The organism is Rhodococcus cercidiphylli (assembly GCF_033042225.1).
Taxonomy (GTDB): domain Bacteria; phylum Actinomycetota; class Actinomycetes; order Mycobacteriales; family Mycobacteriaceae; genus Rhodococcoides.
Window position 1 is genome coordinate 192142 of the sequence record NZ_JAWLKE010000009.1, and the last position, 18593, is coordinate 210734.

Here is an 18593-nt window from a genome sequence, read left to right on the forward strand (position 1 = left end):
CCACTTTCTGTTCACCCGGAATATATACGGACCCCGGTCCGCTTGTGTACTATGAGTTTGAACCTTCAACCCAACTAGGAGTCCTCATGACCACCGCCATCGCACTTCCCGAGCTCACCGCAGGCACCTGGGCCATCGACCCAGCCCACTCCACCGTCGGATTCACCGTCCGCCACCTGGTGGTCAGCAAGGTTCGCGGCCGTTTCCAGGCCTTCACCGGCACGATCACCGTCGACGCCGACGGCACCCCGTCCGTCGACGCCGAGATCGACGTCGCGTCCATCACCACCGACAACGCGCAGCGCGACGGCCACCTCAAGACCGCCGACTTCTTCGAGGTCGAGAAGTTCCCCACCGCGACGTTCAAGTCCACCTCGGTCAAGGCCGACGGCGGAGACTTCGTCGTCACCGGCGACTTCACCCTCCACGGCGTCACCAACTCCATCGACCTGAAGCTCGAGTTCAACGGCGTCAACGCCGGCATGGGCAACGGACCGGTCGCCGGCTTCGAGGCCAGCACCGTCATCAACCGCAAGGACTTCGGCATCAGCATCGACATGCCCCTCGAGGGCGGCGGCGCTGTCGTCGGCGACAAGATCACGCTGAACCTCGAAATCGAAGCGGGTCTGCAGGCGTAATTTCGCCCCGCTTCACCCCCTCCCCCGCCGGATCAATGCGGCTTTGTTGCAGTCCAACTGACTGAAACCCACATTGATCCGCCCTGGGTGGACCTGCGAAAGGCCCGCATCGCATTCGTCGGTGCGGGCCTTTCGCCGTCGGTGTCTACAGTGGTGCGCGTGAAGTTTCGTTCTCCTGTAGTTGCCGGCGTCCTCGATCTGGCCATGGTCTTGCTCTTCGCCGCGATCGGTCGGCGCAGTCACGCCGAGGCCACCGCACTGTCCGGCCTGTTCCACACCGCCTGGCCGTTCGTCGTCGGTGCCGCCATCGGCTGGGGCGTCGCGTTTGCTCTGTACCGCAACAAGTTCGACGCTTTTCTCATCGTTCCGACGGGCATCGTCGTGTGGGTGATGACGGTTGTCGTGGGCATGGTGCTGCGCGCACTGACCGGGCAGGGAACAGCCGGGTCGTTCATCGTCGTGGCAACGCTGGCCACGGCAGTTCTGCTACTGGGTTGGCGTGCACTGGCGAAATTCGTGCCGAGCGTTCGTTGACTCCGAGCTCGTCGAGTTCGTCGGGAACGGCCTCGACGCGATAGGATGATCCACGGTGCGCCGGGAAGTCTGGTCGGCAACAACTCTGTGCTGCGTACCCACTGTCTGATATTCGGTCGGTTCGCAGCTCGACGAAGCTACCGAAAGGCGTTCTCTCCGTGACAGATTCATCAACCCCGAAAACGCGATTGCCGCTGTTCTCCCGGGGCTCCTGGTCCGAGGCAGATCGCGTCGCACAGATCCTCCGCAAGGAGACCGTCGGTGGCGCACTGCTCCTCGTCGCCACCCTCATCGCCTTGGTCTGGGCCAACTCACCGTGGTCCGCTGCCTACGACTCGCTGATGAGCACCCGCGTCGGACCGTCGGCGCTGCATCTCGATCTGACGCTCTCGACATGGGCCGCCGACGGACTGCTGGCCATCTTCTTCTTCGTCGTCGGACTCGAACTGAAGCGAGAATTCGTCGCAGGCGATCTCCGCGATCCCGCACGCGCCGCGCTACCGGTGGCCGCGGCGATCGGCGGAATGGCAGTTCCGGCAGTCATTTTCGTGCTGATCAACCTCGGCACGGGAGACGGTGCCCTGCTCGGTTGGGCAATCCCCACCGCGACCGACATCGCGTTCGCCGTTGCCGTCCTCGCCGTGATCAGCACCCACCTGCCGACCGCGCTGCGTACCTTCCTACTGACGTTGGCTGTGGTCGACGACCTCCTCGCTGTGAGCGTCATTGCCATCTTCTACACCGACGACATCAATTTCATCGCGCTCGGCCTGACACTGATTCCGCTCGCGCTGTTCGCGGTGGCCGTGCAGATGCGCGTCCGCTCGTGGTGGATTCTCATCCCGCTGGCGGTCGTGACCTGGGTACTCATGCACGAGTCCGGCGTTCACGCCACCGTCGCGGGCGTGTTGCTCGGCTTCGCCGTCCCGGTGATGCGCAGCAAGGCCAACGGTGGCCCCGAAGCGGGCCCCGGCCTCGCCGAGCACTTCGAACACAAGATCCGGCCGATCTCGGCGGGCATCGCGGTCCCCCTGTTCGCATTCTGTGCGGCCGGTGTCACCGTCGGCGGATTCTCCGGCCTGGCCAGCGCACTGACCGATCCGATCGCCATCGGCATCATCGCCGGCCTCGTCATCGGTAAGGCCATCGGCATCTTCGGCACCACCTACCTCGTATCCCGATTCACCCGGGCGACGTTGGACGCCGGACTGAAATGGCTCGACGTCCTGGGCGTCTCGATGCTCGCGGGTATCGGATTCACCGTCTCGCTGCTGATCGGCGACCTTGCCTTCGGCGAGGGAACTCAACGCGACGACCATGTCAAGGTCGGCGTCCTCACCGGTTCGATCATCGCGGCATCGTTGGCCGCCATCATCCTGCGCAGCCGCAACAAGGCCTACCGCGACATCCACACCGAAGAGACCCGCGACGACGACCACGACGGCATCCCGGACGTGTACCAAAAGTAGCGAGCGCTGGAATCCGGACCGCTGCGGTGACACGATGAGTCCGTGAGCGAGACCGTGCGCGAACTGTTGACCCGGCACATCGACGCTGGCCTGATGCCGGGGGCAACAGCGCTCCTGGGTGGCCCCGATGCGGAACCCGTCGCGGTCGGGTCATCGGCGGTCGGCGGTCCACCGATGGCGGTCGACGCAATGGTCCGGATTCAGTCGATGACCAAGATCGTCACCGGTGTGGCCGCCCTGCGGCTCGTGGAGGCGGGCCGGCTGACGCTCGACGACGACGTCGTGCCCTGGCTTCCCGAACTCGCCGGTCGCCCCGTGCTCACCCGCCCCGACGCTGCACTCGACGACACCGTTCCGCAGGACCGGCCGATCACGTTGCGGCACTTGCTCACCAACACCAGTGGGTACGGAATTCAGATGGGAGACACCCCGCTTGCTCGGGCGATGCGGGCCAACGACACGGAGGCCGGCCCCGCGCCGTCGCCGCTCGGCGCGGACGAGTGGTTGGCACGCATGGCGGATCTTCCGCTGGCTTTTCAGCCCGGTACCGGGTGGCGCTACCACCACGGCTTCGCGATCCTCGGCATCCTCGTCTCTCGTATCGTCGGCCGGTCTCTGCAGGATCACCTCCGCGACGACCTGTTCGGGCCACTCGACATGCCCGACACCGGACTGTGGGTACCCACCGACCGATGCCATCGCCTGACGGCGGCCTACCGGTACGAGGACGGGTCGTTGATCGAGACCGAACCCGCCGCGGGCGGACCCTATGCGGGACCGCCCCCAGTCGACGTGAGTCACGGCGAGCTGGTGTCGACCGTGACCGATTTTCATCGCTTTCTCCGTGCGATCCCCACGTCCGTGTCGACCGAGCACCTGGAGCTGATGACACACGACCAGGTGCCCGCCTCGATCAAGACGGACGACAGTTTCTACCCGGGCTTCTGGCCGGGTACGGGGTGGGGATTCGGCGTCTCGGTCGTCACCGAAGGCGAGCACCTCGGTCGTTACGGATGGTCCGGCGGGCAGGGCACCGACTTCTTCGTCGACCCGGTCGGGACGGTCGGCATCCTGCTGACGCAGACCGAATTGTGCGAGGCCACCTTCGCGCTGCTGTCGGAGTTCCAGGAACTGCGCTGACAGGATCGACGCCGAGTCGGGTGCAGCACCTACAGTTGTCGCCGTGATCGACAATCGGTTCCTGGCATGACGAATCCGCCATCGCTCGCCCGTCGACTCGGGCTGTTCGACGCCATCGCGATCGGTGTCGGTTCGATGGTCGGAGCCGGGGTGTTCGCGGCGTTCGCCCCCGCATCGGCCGTCGCGGGCACGGGTCTGCTGATCGGGCTCGGCATCGCTGCGGTCGTCGCGTTCTGCAACGCCACCTCGTCGGCGCAGCTCGCCGCGCAGTATCCGACGTCGGGCGGAACGTACATCTACGGCCGAGAGCGGCTCGGCGAGTGGCCCGGCTTTCTGGCCGGGTGGAGCTTCGTCATCGGCAAAACCGCCAGTTCCGCAGCCATGGCGCTGGTGTTCGCGGCCTACGTCGCACCTGCCGGGTACACGAAAGTCGTTGCTGTTCTTGCCATCGTTGCGTTGACGGCAGTGAACTACTTCGGCATCACCCGTACGGCCGTGCTGACGAAGATTCTGGTCGCCGCCGTGCTCACCGTGCTCGTCGTGGGTGTCGTCCTGGGACTGACGGGCTCGATCGAGCCGAACGTCGACGGGCTCGGCTCGTTCACCGACAGCGGGTGGTACGGAATTCTGCAGTCGGCCGGCCTGTTGTTCTTCGCCTTCGCCGGCTACGCCCGCATAGCGACCCTCGGCGAGGAGGTCGTTCGACCCGAACGCACCATTCCGCGCGCCATCGTCTCCGCCCTGGGTATCGCATTGCTGGTCTATGCCGTGATCGCCTTCACCCTGTTGTCGGTATTGGGCCCCGATTCACTGGCGTCTTCGTCGGCTCCTCTGGTCGATCTGGTTGTCGCATCGGGGCATTCGTGGGCGTCACCGCTGATGCGCATCGGCGCGGCGTTGGCCGCGCTGGGAGCCCTCCTCGCCCTGATCGCAGGCATCGGCCGCACGTCGCTGGCAATGGCGCGCCACGACGACCTGCCGTCGTATCTGACCGCGGTGCATCCGCGCTATTCGGTTCCGCATCGCGCCGAGATCACTCTGGCAGTGATCGTCTGCGTCGTCGTTCTCGTCGTCGATCTGCGGAACGCCATCGGCTTCTCGTCGTTCGGGGTGTTGCTGTACTACCTGGTTGCGAACCTGAGCGCTTATACCCAGGACACCGAGAACCGGCGGTACCCCAAGGTTCTGCAGATCGTCGGCAGTATCGGATGCGTCGTCCTGATTGCCACGCTGCCCGCCACCTCCATTGCCGTCGGAACCGTCGTGGTCGTGCTCGGTGTCGCCTACCGGCTGATTCGCGTTCGACAACTGTTCACTTGACGGCTGGTTCGATGAACGTCAATATAGACACATGTCGAACCAAGACCGGTCGTCCGTCGACGGCGAGTGCTGCTCGCCGCTGATCCACGAACCCCTGACCGAGGATTGGGCCGGAGATCTGGCCCGGATGTTCAAGGCACTGGGAGATCCAGTCCGCCTGCGTCTGCTCAGCCTCGTTGCCAGCCATGCAGGCGGCGAAGCGTGTGTCTGCGACATCTCCCCCGCATTCGACTTGTCGCAGCCCACCATCTCCCATCACCTCAAGGTATTGCGCGAGGCGGGGTTGCTCGACTGCGAACGACGCGGCACCTGGGTCTACTACTCGGTGATTCCCGCTGCGCTGCAGCAACTGTCGGCAGTGCTGAACGCTGCAGAGTCAACGGAGGTCATGGCATGAGTACGACGACCGATACTGCCGTAGTCGGCAAGCTCTCCACCCTCGACCGGTTCCTGCCCGTATGGATCGGTGTGGCCATGGTCGTCGGCCTGATCCTCGGACGCATGATCCCCGGGCTGAACGACGCACTGTCGTCCATCTCCATCGACGGCGTGTCGCTCCCGATCGCCATCGGCCTGCTGATCATGATGTACCCGGTGCTGGCCAAGGTGCGCTACGACCGCCTCGACACCGTCACCGGAGACAAGCGCCTGCTGATCGGGTCGCTGGTCCTCAACTGGATCCTCGGCCCGGCCCTGATGTTCGCTCTCGCATGGCTTTTCCTGCCGGACCTTCCCGAATACCGAACCGGGCTCATCATCGTCGGCCTGGCTCGATGCATCGCGATGGTCATCATCTGGAACGACCTCGCCTGTGGAGACCGAGAAGCTGCCGCCGTGCTGGTGGCGATCAACTCGGTGTTCCAGGTCTTCATGTTCGCCATCCTCGGATGGTTCTACCTCTCCGTCCTGCCCGGCTGGCTCGGGTTGGAACAGACGACCATCGAAGCCTCGCCCTGGCAGATCGCAAAATCGGTGTTGATCTTCCTCGGAATCCCGCTGATTGCGGGATTCGCCTCGCGCTTCTTCGGTGAACGCGCCAAGGGCCGCGAGTGGTACGAGGAGAAGTTCATCCCCAGGATCGCCCCGTGGGCGCTCTACGGCCTGCTGTTCACCATCGTCATTCTCTTTGCGCTGCAGGGTGATCAGATCACGTCACAGCCCTTCGACGTGGTGCGTATCGCGCTGCCTCTACTGGTGTACTTCGCGGTGATGTGGGGCGGCGGCTACGCACTCGGTGCCGCGATGGGTCTGGGCTACGAGCGCACCACCACCCTCGCGTTCACCGCTGCAGGCAACAATTTCGAGCTCGCCATCGCCGTCGCAATCGCGACCTACGGCGCGACATCCGGGCAGGCACTCGCCGGAGTCGTCGGACCACTCATCGAGGTGCCGGTACTGGTCGGCCTCGTCTACGTCTCGCTCGCACTGCGTAAACGCTTCGCCCCGAGTTCGTCCGCGACCACAGCGACAAAGGAGTCCTGATGTCCGACAACCTTTCTCCCAGCAGCCACCGCGCCCAGCCCGAACTGTTGATGCCCCAAGCAATTCTCTCGCGCACCGCAGAGAGACTCGCCGCGGAATACGAGGGCATCTTCTCCACCCAAACAGTCGAGCGTTACGTCTTCGAGTCCTACACCGCACTGCGTCGAACCTCGAAGATTCACACGCACCTGACCACTCTGGCCGGCAAGTTCGCCGCGGACCGTCTCACTGCACTGGCCCAATCACAGGGTGACGCACCGAAACTCGTGCCCGAGGTGCTGTTCATCTGCGTCCACAATGCCGGACGCTCCCAGATGGCCGCGGCCTTGCTCGAACACCACGGACGGGGACTGGTCCACGTCCGATCCGCGGGCTCGGCCCCGACCTACGAAATCAACCCGATCGTCGTGCAGGCGATGGAAGAGCTCGACATCGACCTGGGCAGCGAATTCCCCAAGCCGTTGACCGACGACGTCGTCGCTGCCGCAGATGTCGTGGTGTCCATGGGATGCGGCGATGCGTGCGCGGTCTACCCCGGCAAGCGCTACCTGGACTGGCAACTGACCGACCCCGACGGCAAATCCATCGACGAAGTGCGTCGCATCCGCGATGATCTCGACGGGCGTGTCCGCCAACTGCTCACCGAGCTGACCACCACCACCGTACCGGCCTGAGGCATCGGCCTCCGCGCTCGAAAGGCATACGACTCCATGTCCGACACACCCAGCGTTCTCTTCGTCTGCGTCCACAACGCCGGTCGATCTCAGATGGCCGCCGGATTTCTGTCCCACCTCGCCGGCGATACCGTCGAAGTGCGGTCTGCCGGTAGCGCACCCGCAGAGACCATCAATTCCGCGGCGGTCGAGGCCATGGCCGAGGTCGGCATCGACATCTCGTCGCAGTCTCCGAAGATCCTCACTCCCGAGGCCGTCGAGACATCCGACGTCGTCATCACCATGGGCTGCGGCGACGCCTGCCCGGTGTTCCCCGGAGTGAGTTACCGCGATTGGGCACTGGCCGATCCGGCAGGCAAAGGCGTCGAGGCGGTGCGGCCGATTCGCGACGAGATCAGAGGCCGAATCGAAGACCTGATCGCCGAACTGGTTCCGGCGAAGCAGAGTTCGGCGTCATGACGACACCCAGCGTGCTGTTCGTCTGCGTCAAGAACGGCGGCAAGTCGCAGATGGCCGCCGGTCTGATGCGCAAGGCGGCGGGCGATTCGGTGGAGGTGCACTCGGCCGGAACGAAACCGGGTGGCGCCGTCAACGCGCTGTCGGCCGAGTCTCTTCTCGAAGTCGGCGTCGACCTGTCGGGCGAAGCACCCAAGCCGATCGATCCCGATCTGCTCGCCCGCATGGACTACGTCGTCACCCTCGGCAGCGAGGCACATGTGGAACCAGTGGACGGTCCGACGTTCGAGAACTGGAACACCGACGAGCCGTCCGAACGCGGTATCGACGGCATCGAACGCATGCGTCTGGTCCGTGACGATATTGCCGCTCGCGTCGAGGAACTCGCATCTCGCATGCGCGGCACCGACGCTTGACTCGAATGAAGTACGACGTGGTGGTGATCGGCGGCGGTCAGGCAGGACTGGCCGCCGGTTACTACCTGCGACGGGCCGGTCTCGACTTCGTCGTTCTCGACGACCAGACGCATGCCGGAGGGTCCTGGCAGGACTACTGGCCGTCGCTGCACCTGTTCTCGCCGGCGGAGTACTCGAGACTTCCCGGCTGGCCGATGCCTCCGTGGCACAACGGTTTCCCACCCGCGTCTCATGTGGTCGACTACTTGCGAGCGTACGAGAAGAAGTACGAACTGCCGGTGCACCGGCCCATCCGGGTGACGGCCGTGCATCGGGTCCCGGGCGGCTACCGAATCGACACCGACGGTGAGTCGTACACCGCCACAGCAGTCGTCAACGCGACGGGAACATGGTCTCGGCCCTTCTGGCCGAGCTACCCGGGCATGCGTGAATTCGATGGGACCCAACTGCATGCCGCCGACTACCGCACATCGGATCGATTCGTGGGCAAGCGAGTAGGAATCGTCGGGGGCGGAAACTCGGCTGCTCAGGTACTTGCCGAGATCTCCACCGTCGCCGATACCTACTGGTACACCAGCCGTGAGCCGAAATTCCTGCCCGACGACGTCGATGGGCGCGTGCTGTTCGATGTCGCCAGCGACCGCGCCCGAGCGCTGGCAGCGGGTGACACCGATACCGGCGGGGTCGCAGGCTTGGGCGACATCGTCATGGTCCCGCCGGTGAAGGAGGCCAGGGATCGCGGCGTCATGCAGGCCCGGCCGATGTTCACGGCGATCACAACCGACGGCGTGACGGACGGGCACACGACGGAGAAACTGGATGCGATCGTCTGGTGCACCGGCTTTCGGCCCGCGCTGCGGCACCTGCAGCCGCTGCACCTGCACACCGACGGACCTCGGATCACGTTGGAAGACAATCATATTCACGGCGAGTCGCCCCTGATGTTCCTGGGGTACGGCGACTGGACCGGACCGGCATCGGCAACGCTCATCGGCGTCGGCCGTACCGCACGCGCAGCAGTGAACACTCTCGCTCGACGAGGAAAGGTAGATCAGTCATGAACGAATACCCCGTAGTGGTGATCGGCGCAGGCCCCATCGGTCTTGCCGCCGCAGCACATCTCACCGAAACCGGCTCTGCCGTGGTCGTTCTCGAACGCGGGCCGTCCGCAGGCGCGGCAGTGTCCGAATGGAACCACGTGCGATTGTTCTCCCCGTGGTCCGAGGTCGTGGATCCTGCTGCCGCACGGTTGCTCGAGCCGACCGGCTGGACTGCACCGGACGGCGACACCTACGCCACCGGACGGGAATGGGTGGAGCAGTACCTCGCGCCCCTTGCCGCTGCCCTCGGAGACGCTGTTCGAGTCGACTCCGAAGTGGTCGGCGTAGCCCGCCGTGGACGCGACCGCGTCGTCGACGCCGGCCGCGACACCGAGCCGCTGTCCGTGCACATCCGGCATTCCGACGGCAGCGAGGAACGCGTTCTCGCCCGCGCGGTCGTCGACGCGTCGGGCACCTGGGGATCGCCGAATCCACTGGGTAGCGAGGGGCTTCCGGCCATCGGTGAGAAGTTCTCCGCCGACAGAATCGACTACCGGGTCCCCGATCTGACCGATCCGGCGATTCGCGCCCAGTTCGCGGGCAAGCACACGGTCATCGCAGGCAGCGGCCACTCCGCCCTGACCGCCGTCATCACCTTCGCCGAACTCGCGGCCGATGAACCGGGAACGAGGCTCACCTGGGCCGTGCGCCGAGGCGTCACCGCAGACGTGTTCGGCGGCGGCGAAGCCGACGAACTCGCCGCCCGCGGCGCTCTGGGGCAACGCGCCAAGAAAGCCGTCGACGACGGCTTCCTCACCGTGCAGTCGGGATTCCGCACCGAAACCGTTGCGGTCGAGGGTGATCGGATGACCCTCGTCGGCGATACCGGCGCTCGCATCGGAAATGTCGATCGCGTAGTCGCACTCACCGGCTTCCGACCGGATCTGTCGTGGTTGTCCGAGGTTCGCCTCGATCTCGATCCCACCCTGCAGGCACCCAAGTTCGTCGCCGAATTGGTGGACCCCAACATGCATTCGTGCGGATCGGTGTCACCGCACGGAGTCGAAGAACTCACCCAACCCGAGCCCGGCTTCTACCTGGTGGGTATGAAGAGCTACGGCCGCGCGCCGACGTTCCTCGCAATGACCGGATACGAGCAGGTTCGCAGCATCGCAGCCGAACTCGCCGGCGACCACGAGGGCGCACGAAAGGTCGAGCTGACGCTGCCCGACACCGGTGTCTGCGGCGGCGCGGGCCTGTTCGACGAGCCCGACGCCCCGTCGAGCGGCGGTTGCTGCGGTGCCCCTGCTGCGCCGGAGTTGATCACTCTCGGCGCACCGTCGCGTGACTGACTCTGCGGCAGTGGATTCGGCGTCGCCCTTGGAAATTTCGCACCCGGGGCGACGCCGAATCCTGTCGGTTCTGTGCGTCACGGAGATCACCAGCTGGGGAATTCTGTACTACGCCTTCCCCGTTCTGTCGCCTGCGATCTCCGCGGATACCGGATGGTCGACGACGTCGATCGTGGCCGCGTTCTCGATCAGCCAGTTCGTTGCAGCACTGGTCGGAGTTCCCGTCGGTCGCATCCTGGACCACCGCGGACCGCGCTGGGTGATGAGCGCAGGGTCGATTCTCGCGATACCCGCGCTGGTTCTCATCGCGACGTCCCCGACATTTCCGCTGTTCTTTCTCGGATGGTTCGTGGCCGGTATCGCCATGGGGGCGGTGCTGTATCCCCCTGCCTTCGCAGCATTGACACGGTGGTGGGGCACCGACCGCGTCCGAGCCCTGATGATCCTCACTCTGGCCGCGGGACTGGCCAGTACGGTCTTCGCTCCGCTGACCGCGATCCTGTCGGGCCACTCCGATTGGCGTCGAACGTATCTCGTACTCGCGGTCGTCCTACTGGTCGTTACCGTTCCAGCGCACACGATCGGGTTGCGCGGACCGTGGCCGTCGACGGATGTGTCCGCGCACGCGCGAGCAGTACCTACTGCTGCACAGACCGTCCGTAGTCGTCCGTTCGTCATGCTCACCGCGGCGATGAGCGTCACCGGCTTCGTCGCGTTCGCCGGAATCTTCAATCTGGTTCCGCTGCTGATCGAACACGGTGCCGATACCGCTCTCGCGGCAACGGCTCTCGGTCTCGGCGGAGCCGGGCAGGTGCTCGGCCGAATCGGTTACCTTCCGTTGCAACGCTTCACCGGTACCCGAACCAGGACCGTAGGGATCATCGCCGCAACTGCCCTGTCGACCATCCTGCTCGGCGTCGCCACCTCGGTCGTGGCGCTGATCGCCGTCGCGATCGGTGCCGGACTCGCGCGCGGACTGTTCACACTCGTCCAGGCCACCGCCATCACCGATCGCTGGGGTCCGAGCCAGTACGGGCATCTGAGCGGCATCATGTCTGCGCCGATCGTCATCGCGATGGCCTCGGCCCCCTGGGCCGGTGCCGTGCTCGCCGAATGGACCGGAAGCTACTCGGGTGCGTACGTGATTCTCGGCCTTCTGGCGCTGACCGCCGTCGGGCTGGCCGCGCTGAGCATGCCAACCACCGACCATCAGCCGAAGGCCTGATACCCCAGCCACCCGGCGAGGCCCAGTCCCAGAATTCCGACGCCGACGCGCAGGATGATCGGCGAGATCACCTTGACCGTCGGTGGCCCGCAGGCACCGCCGACGAAACATCCGATGGCCAGCGCAAGCGCCGCCCACCAGTGCACCTGACCGAAGAACGAAAAGATGATCGCCGCAATCAGATTGGCGATGCCGAGGAAGAAGCTCTTCAGAACGCTTGCGCGCCAGAAGGTATCCGAAGTGCAGATCAACGCCAACGCCAGGAAGATGACGCCCGCCCCGGCCCCGAAGTAGCCGCCGTAGATCGCCACGGCGAACAGGGCCAGCGGATAGAGCGTCGGAAACTCTCTGCCGCCGGACAGCTTTCGAATACTCGGCTGCAGCAGGAGCGCAATGGCTGCCATCGCCACCAGGAACGGTACGACCACCTCGAACGAACCGTCCGGCGTATTGAGCAACAGAACCGCACCGGTGGTACCGCCGAGAGCCGAGTAGATCGCGTACCGAACCAGCTGCTTGCCGTCCTTGGCGAGCTCGGCCGAGGAACTCGCCGTCGCCCCGACACCTGCCGCGACCAATGCGACCGTGTTCGTCACGTTCGCAGACACCGCAGGCAGACCAACCGCAAGCAGCGCAGGATAGGAGACCAGCGATGCGAGCCCGGTGACGAACCCGATGAGCCCGGCGAAGAACCCGGCCACCACCAGGAGTCCGAAATCGAGCACAGTCACCGAATAAAACTACCGTGCCTAACGATCGACCCGAATCCCTGGTCATTTCGCAGGCTCCATTCCTGCCCTACTCGACGGGGTTCGCCATCTCCTGCAGCAACCGGCTCGTCATGCGCACTGCCTGATCCCCGCCGTCCGCGTCCTCGATGTAGACCGCGAACGCGACATCACCGCTGGTGGCGAGCACGAAGCGATCGTCGCCACTTTCCCCGGCGAATCCCTGCACCCCGTCGAACGTGTCGAGACCGCTACTGCGGGACGAGTCGGCAAGTATGCCGCGCAACCGATTTGCCGCATCCGACCCGAGTGCCCGGGACTCACGATTGGCGACCGCGGTCTGACCGGCGACGATCGTCGGAGTCGGAGCGCTGCCCCGTGAGATCGCGGCCGCCATCTGTGCGAGACCGAACGGAGTCACCGTCGCCTCGTCGCCGGAGGCGGTCGACACGGCCCTGATGCCGTCGATCGCGCTGCGACTGTCGGCGGGAGTTCCGGTGTAGGCGTCGAGTCCGGGCATCGAGTAGCTGATACCGAGACCCAGTGCCGCAGCTGCATCCTCGGCGCTGTCGTCGCCGCGATCGGACTGTGCCGCCTTGACCAACTCCGACGCGGTGCCGGCCGGGTACGAGCCCCCGAACACCACGTCGCCCTGCTCGTTCGCGTAACTGTTCTGTGCCGCAGCGAGAATCGCACCGGTCGAGGTGGACAGAGCGACGATCGACGCCGACGACCCCGCCATGACCACCGCATTCTCGGCGGCGAGTTGAACGCGCGGATCGAGCGTCGCGTGCAGGTCAGGACCACCGGGCCCCTGGAAACCGACACGGCGCTCGCCGATTCCGTCGACGGTGTAGGTGTCGACGGCCCAGCCTGCGGTGGCGTCGCGTCCTTGCTGCCATGCGCTTCGCAACGAGTCGAGCACGGGTGAGGTGATCCGGCGGTCGTCGACGATGAGCTTGGGTTGCGGAGAAACCACCACTCCCGGCACGGCGCGCAGGTCGTCTTCGAGGACGGCGAAATCGTCGTCACGCAGGGTCACTGCGGTGATCGGTGCACCGCCGGACGAGTTCAGCTCGGCCAGCATCGATTCGGAGGTGATGAGCGGTGCGACGACATCGATGACGTCTGCGAGTTGCGCGGTGGACGCCACTGGATCGCTCGTCTGCGCCGGGTCGAGGGAGATGGCGTTGATGGTTCGCTCGCTCATCAGCACGTTGTTCGCGGCGTCGAAGATCAGCGGCGGGGCAGCGTCGGTCCGGGTGTATCGAACCGATCCGCCCGAGGTGAGGTCCGGGACGAGAGTGGCCGGATCCCACGCGATGCGCCAGCCGACGCTGAGTTTCTTGGTCGAGCCCTGAGCGCTGTACTTCCAGTCCTTGCCCTCACCGAAATTCCATGCCGACGCGAGAGTGAAGTAGCCACTCTCGTCGGAGAGGTCCATGTACTGGGTCAGGTCGAAATCCCCGGTGGACGTGCCGTCGGCCGACAAGCCATCGAACATCTGGTTCAGCGCGGCCGTCGCGGCGTTCGGATAAGTCGTCATCGCGGCAGCGGCAGCGACGTCTCGGTTGTCCAAGGCGTCGACGAATTTCGAAACCAGCACCTCGGCCTCGCTCGGTGGGCGATCGACCATCCAGAACGCTGCCGAGACCGTCAACGTCGCCGATGCTGCAACGGCGACGAGGTAGCGACCGCGAACCTTGCGCGGGCCACGACGGGCACGACTCATAGAACTCATGAGTCACAATATTCACTGTAGTCACACGAGTAACAAGCACGGGATTCATACAAGCCGGTCACGATTGGGATACGCCGTGGTCGGTTTGCCTCAGGCTGTTCACCTCAGGAAGCGACCCGCAGCTTCGATGGCCGGGGTCGAACTGCCTGCGTCGTTGACGAACACCGCGAACGCGAGATCGCCGGAGATACCGACGAACCAGCCGTGCGCTCCTTCGTTGTTCGCACCGAATTCGGCGGTGCCGGTCTTGCCGAGCAACCCGGGGATGTCGTTCAGCGCTGTGGCCGTGCCGCCGGTGATCGTCTCGCGCATCATGGCCTTGATCTGCTCGGTGACCTGCGGGTTCACCGCTGCCGGCTGCATGTTTCCCACTCCCGGCTCACTGGGGACCACCGTCGGTGGGAGCAATCTGTTGTTCGCGATCGACGACGCGACCAGCGCCATTCCGAACGGCGACGCGGTCACCTGCCCCTGGCCGATGGCGGATTCGACCCGCTGCGCCGGGGTGTCGGCGGACGGCACCGAACCGGTGACGGTCGTCAGACCGGGGGTGACGTAGTCGACGCCGAGGCCGTACTGCGCGGCCGCGTCGGTCAGCCCGTTCGGTGGGAGCGCCACGCCCAGGCGGCCCATCGTCGTGTTGCAGGACCTGGCGAAAGCGGTGTGCAGCGGCACGTTGCCGAGATCGAAGTTGTCGTCGTTCGGGATCTGCCGACCCTCGATGTTCTCGGTCGCCGGACACGGCAGCACGGTATCGGGGGTGACTGCACCGGACTGCAGTGCAGCCGAGGTGGTCACCGTCTTGAACGTCGACCCCGGCGGGTACAGACCGGTGAGGGCGATCGGACCCTCGGCGTCCGCGGCGGCGTTCTGCGCCACGGCGAGAACCGCACCCGTCGACGGCCGAAGCGCAACGATGGCCGCCTGCTGCGGCAGCGACGCGAGAGCATTCTCGGCTTTGAGCTGCAGTGCCGAATCCAGGGTGGTCGCGATGTCGTCTCCCGTTGCGGCGTCGCGGCCGGCAAGCGGGGTGATGGAGCCGTCCGCGGCAACGGCCTGCACAGCCCATCCACGATTGGCGGCCTGCTCCTGCTCCCACAGCGTCGTCAGGTCGTTGAGGACCGGCGAAACGAGGTTCCGGTCGGTGGCGAGCAGCCGCGTCTGCGGAGCCAGGGTGACTCCGGGGACGGCCGCGAGCTGAGCACCGATGGGGTCGATATCGGACTGACGGAGGGTGACGATCGTCGCTGAGTTACCTTGCGCGCCGGCAACAGTCGCCGCCACAGATTCGGCCGTGACACCCGGAACGACGGAGCCGACGAGATTCGCGACCGCTGCCGGATCGGCCGTCGCATCGGCGTTGACGAGAGTGACCACCTGCTGCGACATCAACTCGACGCCGTTGCCGTCGAAGATGCGCGGTGCGACGAGCGCATCGGTGGGAGTGAAACGCACCGACGAGTCGGCGGTCAGGCCCGGAACCAACATCGCCGGATCCCAGGTGATCTTCCAGCCCTGCTCGGTCTCGGCCGCTGTCGCAGAGGTCGTGTAGTTCCACTCCTTCGGTTCGCCGTCGGGTTCGGCGGTGCCGTCGGTGGTCGTCGAGAACCGCCAGCCGGCATTCAACGTGAACGTGCCCGCATCCTCGTTGGCGTCGACGGCCTCGAAATCGGGAGTGGCCGTCACCGTTCCGCCGGCCGACAACCCGTCGTACAGCTCGGTGAGCGCTGCCGTCGCGCCTGCCGGGTCGGTCGTCAACGCGGCGGCCTGATCGATGTTCGAGCTGTTCACCGCCTCCGCGAACTGCTCGGCGACGGTCTGCGGCTGATCCGGCCCACTCTGCCCGCAGGCGGCGAGCACCAGTGCCAGTACGGACACGATCGCGGCCAGAGTCGTCGGTCTTCTCGAAGTGCGCACGGGGTCGATCATGCCCCAGCGCATCCGCGAAACACCGGTGGCACGATCTCGAAATGAGGTGTAATTATGTAATCAGTCTTACAACACCCACCGAGGAGTCCCCATGAAACCCAACGGACGCTCGTTCGGTCGCCCCGGCGGCTGGCAGCACGCAGACATTCCGGATGCCACCGATGCAGCCGACTGGTTCGGTGGCCGACTCCCGGACACCTGGTTCGACGGTGCCGCCTCGGTCGAGGTCGACCGTGAGGAAATCGTCGTCGTCGGAACATTGCCCGTGGAGCAGGACAGTTCATCCGCAGCCACCGAGGGCCGCATCGCGCGATTCCGCGAAACCACCCGGGGCGACCGCATGCAGATCGCCGACGAGGCCGAGAAGCGATACGGCCGCAAGGTCGCGTGGGGCGTTCGGACCGGGTCCGAGGTGGTCCTGTTCACCCACCTCGCCGTCCCGGTCATGACACGCCTGCGTCAGCCCGAGCGTCGCGTCCTGGACACTCTCGTCGACGCCGGCGTCGCCCGCTCCCGGGCCGACGCTCTGGCCTGGGCCGTGAAGCTCGTCGGCGAGCACACCCAGGAGTGGCTCGACGAATTGCGGGGCGCCATGACGACGGTCGACGAACTACGCAAGAAGGGCCCGTCGGTGTAATTCGATTGCGTGCCCGACGGGTTCGGAGCTAACGTGGCCTTTGCCTTGTTGCCCACAGATTCGGAGAGGCCATTGCTCTTCCAAAGGTTCTAGACGCCTGCAGATCGTCCGCATGCACACCTTTGGAGCATCCATGCCTCATTCATCCTCCCTTTCTGTCTCGCATCTGACGTTTGCCTGGCCCGACGGGGACTCCGTGTTCGACGCCATGTCGGCGATCTTTCCCAGCGGCACAACAGGTCTCATCGGCTCCAACGGCGCGGGAAAGTCGACGCTCCTGCGATTGCTCGCCGGGGAGTTGACTCCGCAGCGCGGTTCGATCTCGACTCCCGGCGTGCTGGGCCATCTACGCCAGGACGTCGCACTGGACCCCGATCTGCCCGTGGATCGGGTGCTGGCCATCGAGTCGGTGCGAAAAGCACTGCATCGCATAGAGTCCGGCTCCTCCACCGAGGACGACTTCGCAATCGTCGGATCGGCGTGGGACGTCGAGGAGCGCGCTCTGGCACTGCTGAACAAGCTCGGCCTCGGCAGCATCGTCGGGTCTGTGGGCGACCTGGATCGCCGCGTCGGCACCCTGTCGGGCGGCGAGACGACGCTGCTGGCACTCACCGCACAATTGCTCGCCCAACCCGACGTACTGCTACTGGACGAGCCGACCAACAATCTCGATCAGGTTGCGCGAGAACGGTTATACACGGCTGTCGACGGCTACCCGGGTGTGCTGATCGTGTGCACTCACGACCTCGAGTTGCTCGAACGCGTCGACACCATCGCCGAGGTGCGAGCAGAGCGCAGCGGAGTGTCCCGGCTGCGCATGTTCGGCGGCAACTACCAGCACTACCGAGAGGTGATCGACGCGGAACAGCAGGCGGCACGGGCGACGATCCGCGATGCGAAGAACGACGTCCGCAAGCAGGAACGCGAATTGATCGACACCCGAATCAAACTCGACCGACGTCTGCGCTTCGGCAAGAAGATGGAAGAACAGAAGCGCGTGCCACCGATCCTTGCGGGTCGACGCAAGCGGGCGGCCCAGGAATCGGCAGGCAAACTCCACGGAACCCACAGCGACCGCGTCGACGACGCCCGATCGTCCCTGTCGGCCGCCGAGGACCTCCTGCGCGACGACCGCGAGATACGCGTCGACCTCCCGGCGACGAAAGTCCACGCGGGACAGGTGATTCTCGACCATCAGGAGCTCAGCGTTGTCGGGCCCGAGCGCATTGCACTGATCGGACCGAACGGCAGCGGAAAGACCACGCTGCTGCGGGCCCTGGACGCCACCGGGGCAGAGGTGCCGTGGAAGTATCTCCCGCAGCGACTCGACGTCTTCGGCGAATCCCGCACCGTCGCCGAGAACATTGCCGACGTCGCTCCGCAGGCCACGGCCGAACAGATCCGCGGCCAACTCGCCCGCTTCCTGTTCCGCGGATCCGACGCCGACGCCGTCGTCGCCACCCTCTCCGGTGGCGAACGACTGCGGGCCGCACTGGCCCGAATACTGCTGGCCGAGCCTGCTCCGAAACTACTGATACTCGACGAGCCGACCAACAACCTCGACATCACCAGCCGACAACACCTCATCGACGCGCTGGAGACATTCGAAGGTGCACTGATCATCGCCAGCCACGATCGACCGTTCCTCGACGCCATCGGACCCACCCACACCGTCGACCTCACCCCGACCGCCGAGTCTCCCGAGTCCGCCGAAGAAGCGCCCGCCCGTAGGGAGTCAATGTGACTGTGAGTATGGATATGTCCGGTTGATACTGGATATCTGCAGTGGGCCGGGGCCTGACTCACAATGTG

18 protein-coding genes are annotated in these 18593 nt (G+C 65.4%); 15 read left to right on the forward strand and 3 right to left on the reverse strand.

Translation table 11 applies throughout. The features are described from left to right. Positions 1 to 86 precede the first annotated feature (86 nt). From R3P95_RS22365 to R3P95_RS22425, 13 genes are all read left to right on the forward strand, one after another. Positions 87 to 638 (forward strand): YceI family protein, encoded by a 552-nt coding sequence (locus R3P95_RS22365; protein ID WP_094639223.1) that lies wholly within the window; start codon positions 87 to 89, stop codon positions 636 to 638. 153 nt (positions 639 to 791) lie between these two features. Further along, positions 792 to 1172 carry a DUF3054 domain-containing protein gene (locus R3P95_RS22370; protein ID WP_394855329.1) on the forward strand — a complete coding sequence of 127 codons (381 nt, stop codon included), beginning with the start codon at positions 792 to 794 and terminating at the stop codon, positions 1170 to 1172. A gap of 158 nt (positions 1173 to 1330) precedes the next feature. After that, positions 1331 to 2641 (forward strand): Na+/H+ antiporter NhaA, encoded by a 1311-nt coding sequence (gene nhaA / locus R3P95_RS22375; RefSeq protein WP_068049049.1) that lies wholly within the window; start codon positions 1331 to 1333, stop codon positions 2639 to 2641. Between the two features lie 42 nt (positions 2642 to 2683). Further along, the gene (locus R3P95_RS22380; RefSeq protein WP_317549550.1) at positions 2684 to 3781 is read left to right on the forward strand and encodes a serine hydrolase domain-containing protein; all 1098 of its coding nucleotides are present in this window, start codon (positions 2684 to 2686) and stop codon (positions 3779 to 3781) included. A 66-nt stretch (positions 3782 to 3847) separates the two neighbouring features. Then, a complete protein-coding gene (locus tag R3P95_RS22385) occupies positions 3848 to 5101 on the forward strand; it encodes an APC family permease (protein ID WP_317549551.1) in 1254 nt (417 codons plus the stop codon). A 31-nt stretch (positions 5102 to 5132) separates the two neighbouring features. Then, a complete protein-coding gene (locus tag R3P95_RS22390) occupies positions 5133 to 5498 on the forward strand; it encodes an ArsR/SmtB family transcription factor (RefSeq protein ID WP_317549552.1) in 366 nt (121 codons plus the stop codon). Further along, the gene (arsB, locus tag R3P95_RS22395; protein ID WP_068049037.1) at positions 5495 to 6583 is read left to right on the forward strand and encodes an ACR3 family arsenite efflux transporter; all 1089 of its coding nucleotides are present in this window, start codon (positions 5495 to 5497) and stop codon (positions 6581 to 6583) included. The genes R3P95_RS22390 and arsB overlap by 4 nt, the downstream gene beginning before the upstream one ends. Beyond that, positions 6583 to 7257, forward strand: a complete 675-nt coding sequence (locus tag R3P95_RS22400; protein WP_317549553.1) for an arsenate reductase/protein-tyrosine-phosphatase family protein — start codon at positions 6583 to 6585, stop codon at positions 7255 to 7257. Before arsB ends, R3P95_RS22400 begins: the two co-directional genes overlap by 1 nt. A gap of 36 nt (positions 7258 to 7293) precedes the next feature. Further along, positions 7294 to 7716, forward strand: coding sequence for an arsenate reductase ArsC (locus R3P95_RS22405; RefSeq protein ID WP_068049031.1), 423 nt, complete (start codon positions 7294 to 7296; stop codon positions 7714 to 7716). Further along, positions 7713 to 8129 carry an arsenate-mycothiol transferase ArsC gene (locus tag R3P95_RS22410; RefSeq protein WP_317533534.1) on the forward strand — a complete coding sequence of 139 codons (417 nt, stop codon included), beginning with the start codon at positions 7713 to 7715 and terminating at the stop codon, positions 8127 to 8129. The genes R3P95_RS22405 and R3P95_RS22410 overlap by 4 nt, the downstream gene beginning before the upstream one ends. Before the next feature lie 5 nt (positions 8130 to 8134). After that, positions 8135 to 9190: an ArsO family NAD(P)H-dependent flavin-containing monooxygenase gene (locus R3P95_RS22415; RefSeq protein ID WP_317549554.1), complete on the forward strand. Its 1056-nt coding sequence runs from the start codon at positions 8135 to 8137 to the stop codon at positions 9188 to 9190. Continuing rightward, the gene (locus tag R3P95_RS22420) at positions 9187 to 10521 is read left to right on the forward strand and encodes an FAD-dependent oxidoreductase (RefSeq protein ID WP_317549555.1); all 1335 of its coding nucleotides are present in this window, start codon (positions 9187 to 9189) and stop codon (positions 10519 to 10521) included. The genes R3P95_RS22415 and R3P95_RS22420 overlap by 4 nt, the downstream gene beginning before the upstream one ends. Next, entirely contained in the window at positions 10514 to 11746 is a 1233-nt protein-coding gene (locus R3P95_RS22425) for an MFS transporter (RefSeq protein WP_317549556.1), read from the forward strand. Before R3P95_RS22420 ends, R3P95_RS22425 begins: the two co-directional genes overlap by 8 nt. On the opposite strand, the gene R3P95_RS22430 is transcribed toward R3P95_RS22425, so the two are convergent. The 3 genes from R3P95_RS22430 to R3P95_RS22440 form a co-directional block, all read right to left on the reverse strand. Next, positions 11731 to 12477, reverse strand: coding sequence for a sulfite exporter TauE/SafE family protein (locus tag R3P95_RS22430; protein ID WP_068049019.1), 747 nt, complete (start codon positions 12475 to 12477; stop codon positions 11731 to 11733). The two genes, R3P95_RS22425 and R3P95_RS22430, sit on opposite strands and share 16 nt — an antisense overlap. A 67-nt stretch (positions 12478 to 12544) precedes the next feature. Continuing rightward, a complete protein-coding gene (locus R3P95_RS22435; RefSeq protein ID WP_317549565.1) occupies positions 12545 to 14206 on the reverse strand; it encodes an NTF2-like N-terminal transpeptidase domain-containing protein in 1662 nt (553 codons plus the stop codon). A gap of 108 nt (positions 14207 to 14314) precedes the next feature. Beyond that, complete coding sequence (locus R3P95_RS22440) at positions 14315 to 16144, reverse strand: penicillin-binding transpeptidase domain-containing protein (RefSeq protein ID WP_317533531.1); 1830 nt, start codon at positions 16142 to 16144, stop codon at positions 14315 to 14317. A 91-nt stretch (positions 16145 to 16235) separates the two neighbouring features. Here R3P95_RS22440 and R3P95_RS22445 point away from each other — a divergent pair, with 91 nt between their 5' ends. Further along, the gene (locus R3P95_RS22445) at positions 16236 to 16781 is read left to right on the forward strand and encodes a hypothetical protein (protein WP_068049016.1); all 546 of its coding nucleotides are present in this window, start codon (positions 16236 to 16238) and stop codon (positions 16779 to 16781) included. Between the two features lie 133 nt (positions 16782 to 16914). After that, a complete protein-coding gene (locus R3P95_RS22450; protein ID WP_317533530.1) occupies positions 16915 to 18525 on the forward strand; it encodes an ABC-F family ATP-binding cassette domain-containing protein in 1611 nt (536 codons plus the stop codon). The last annotated feature ends 68 nt before the right edge of the window (positions 18526 to 18593 follow it).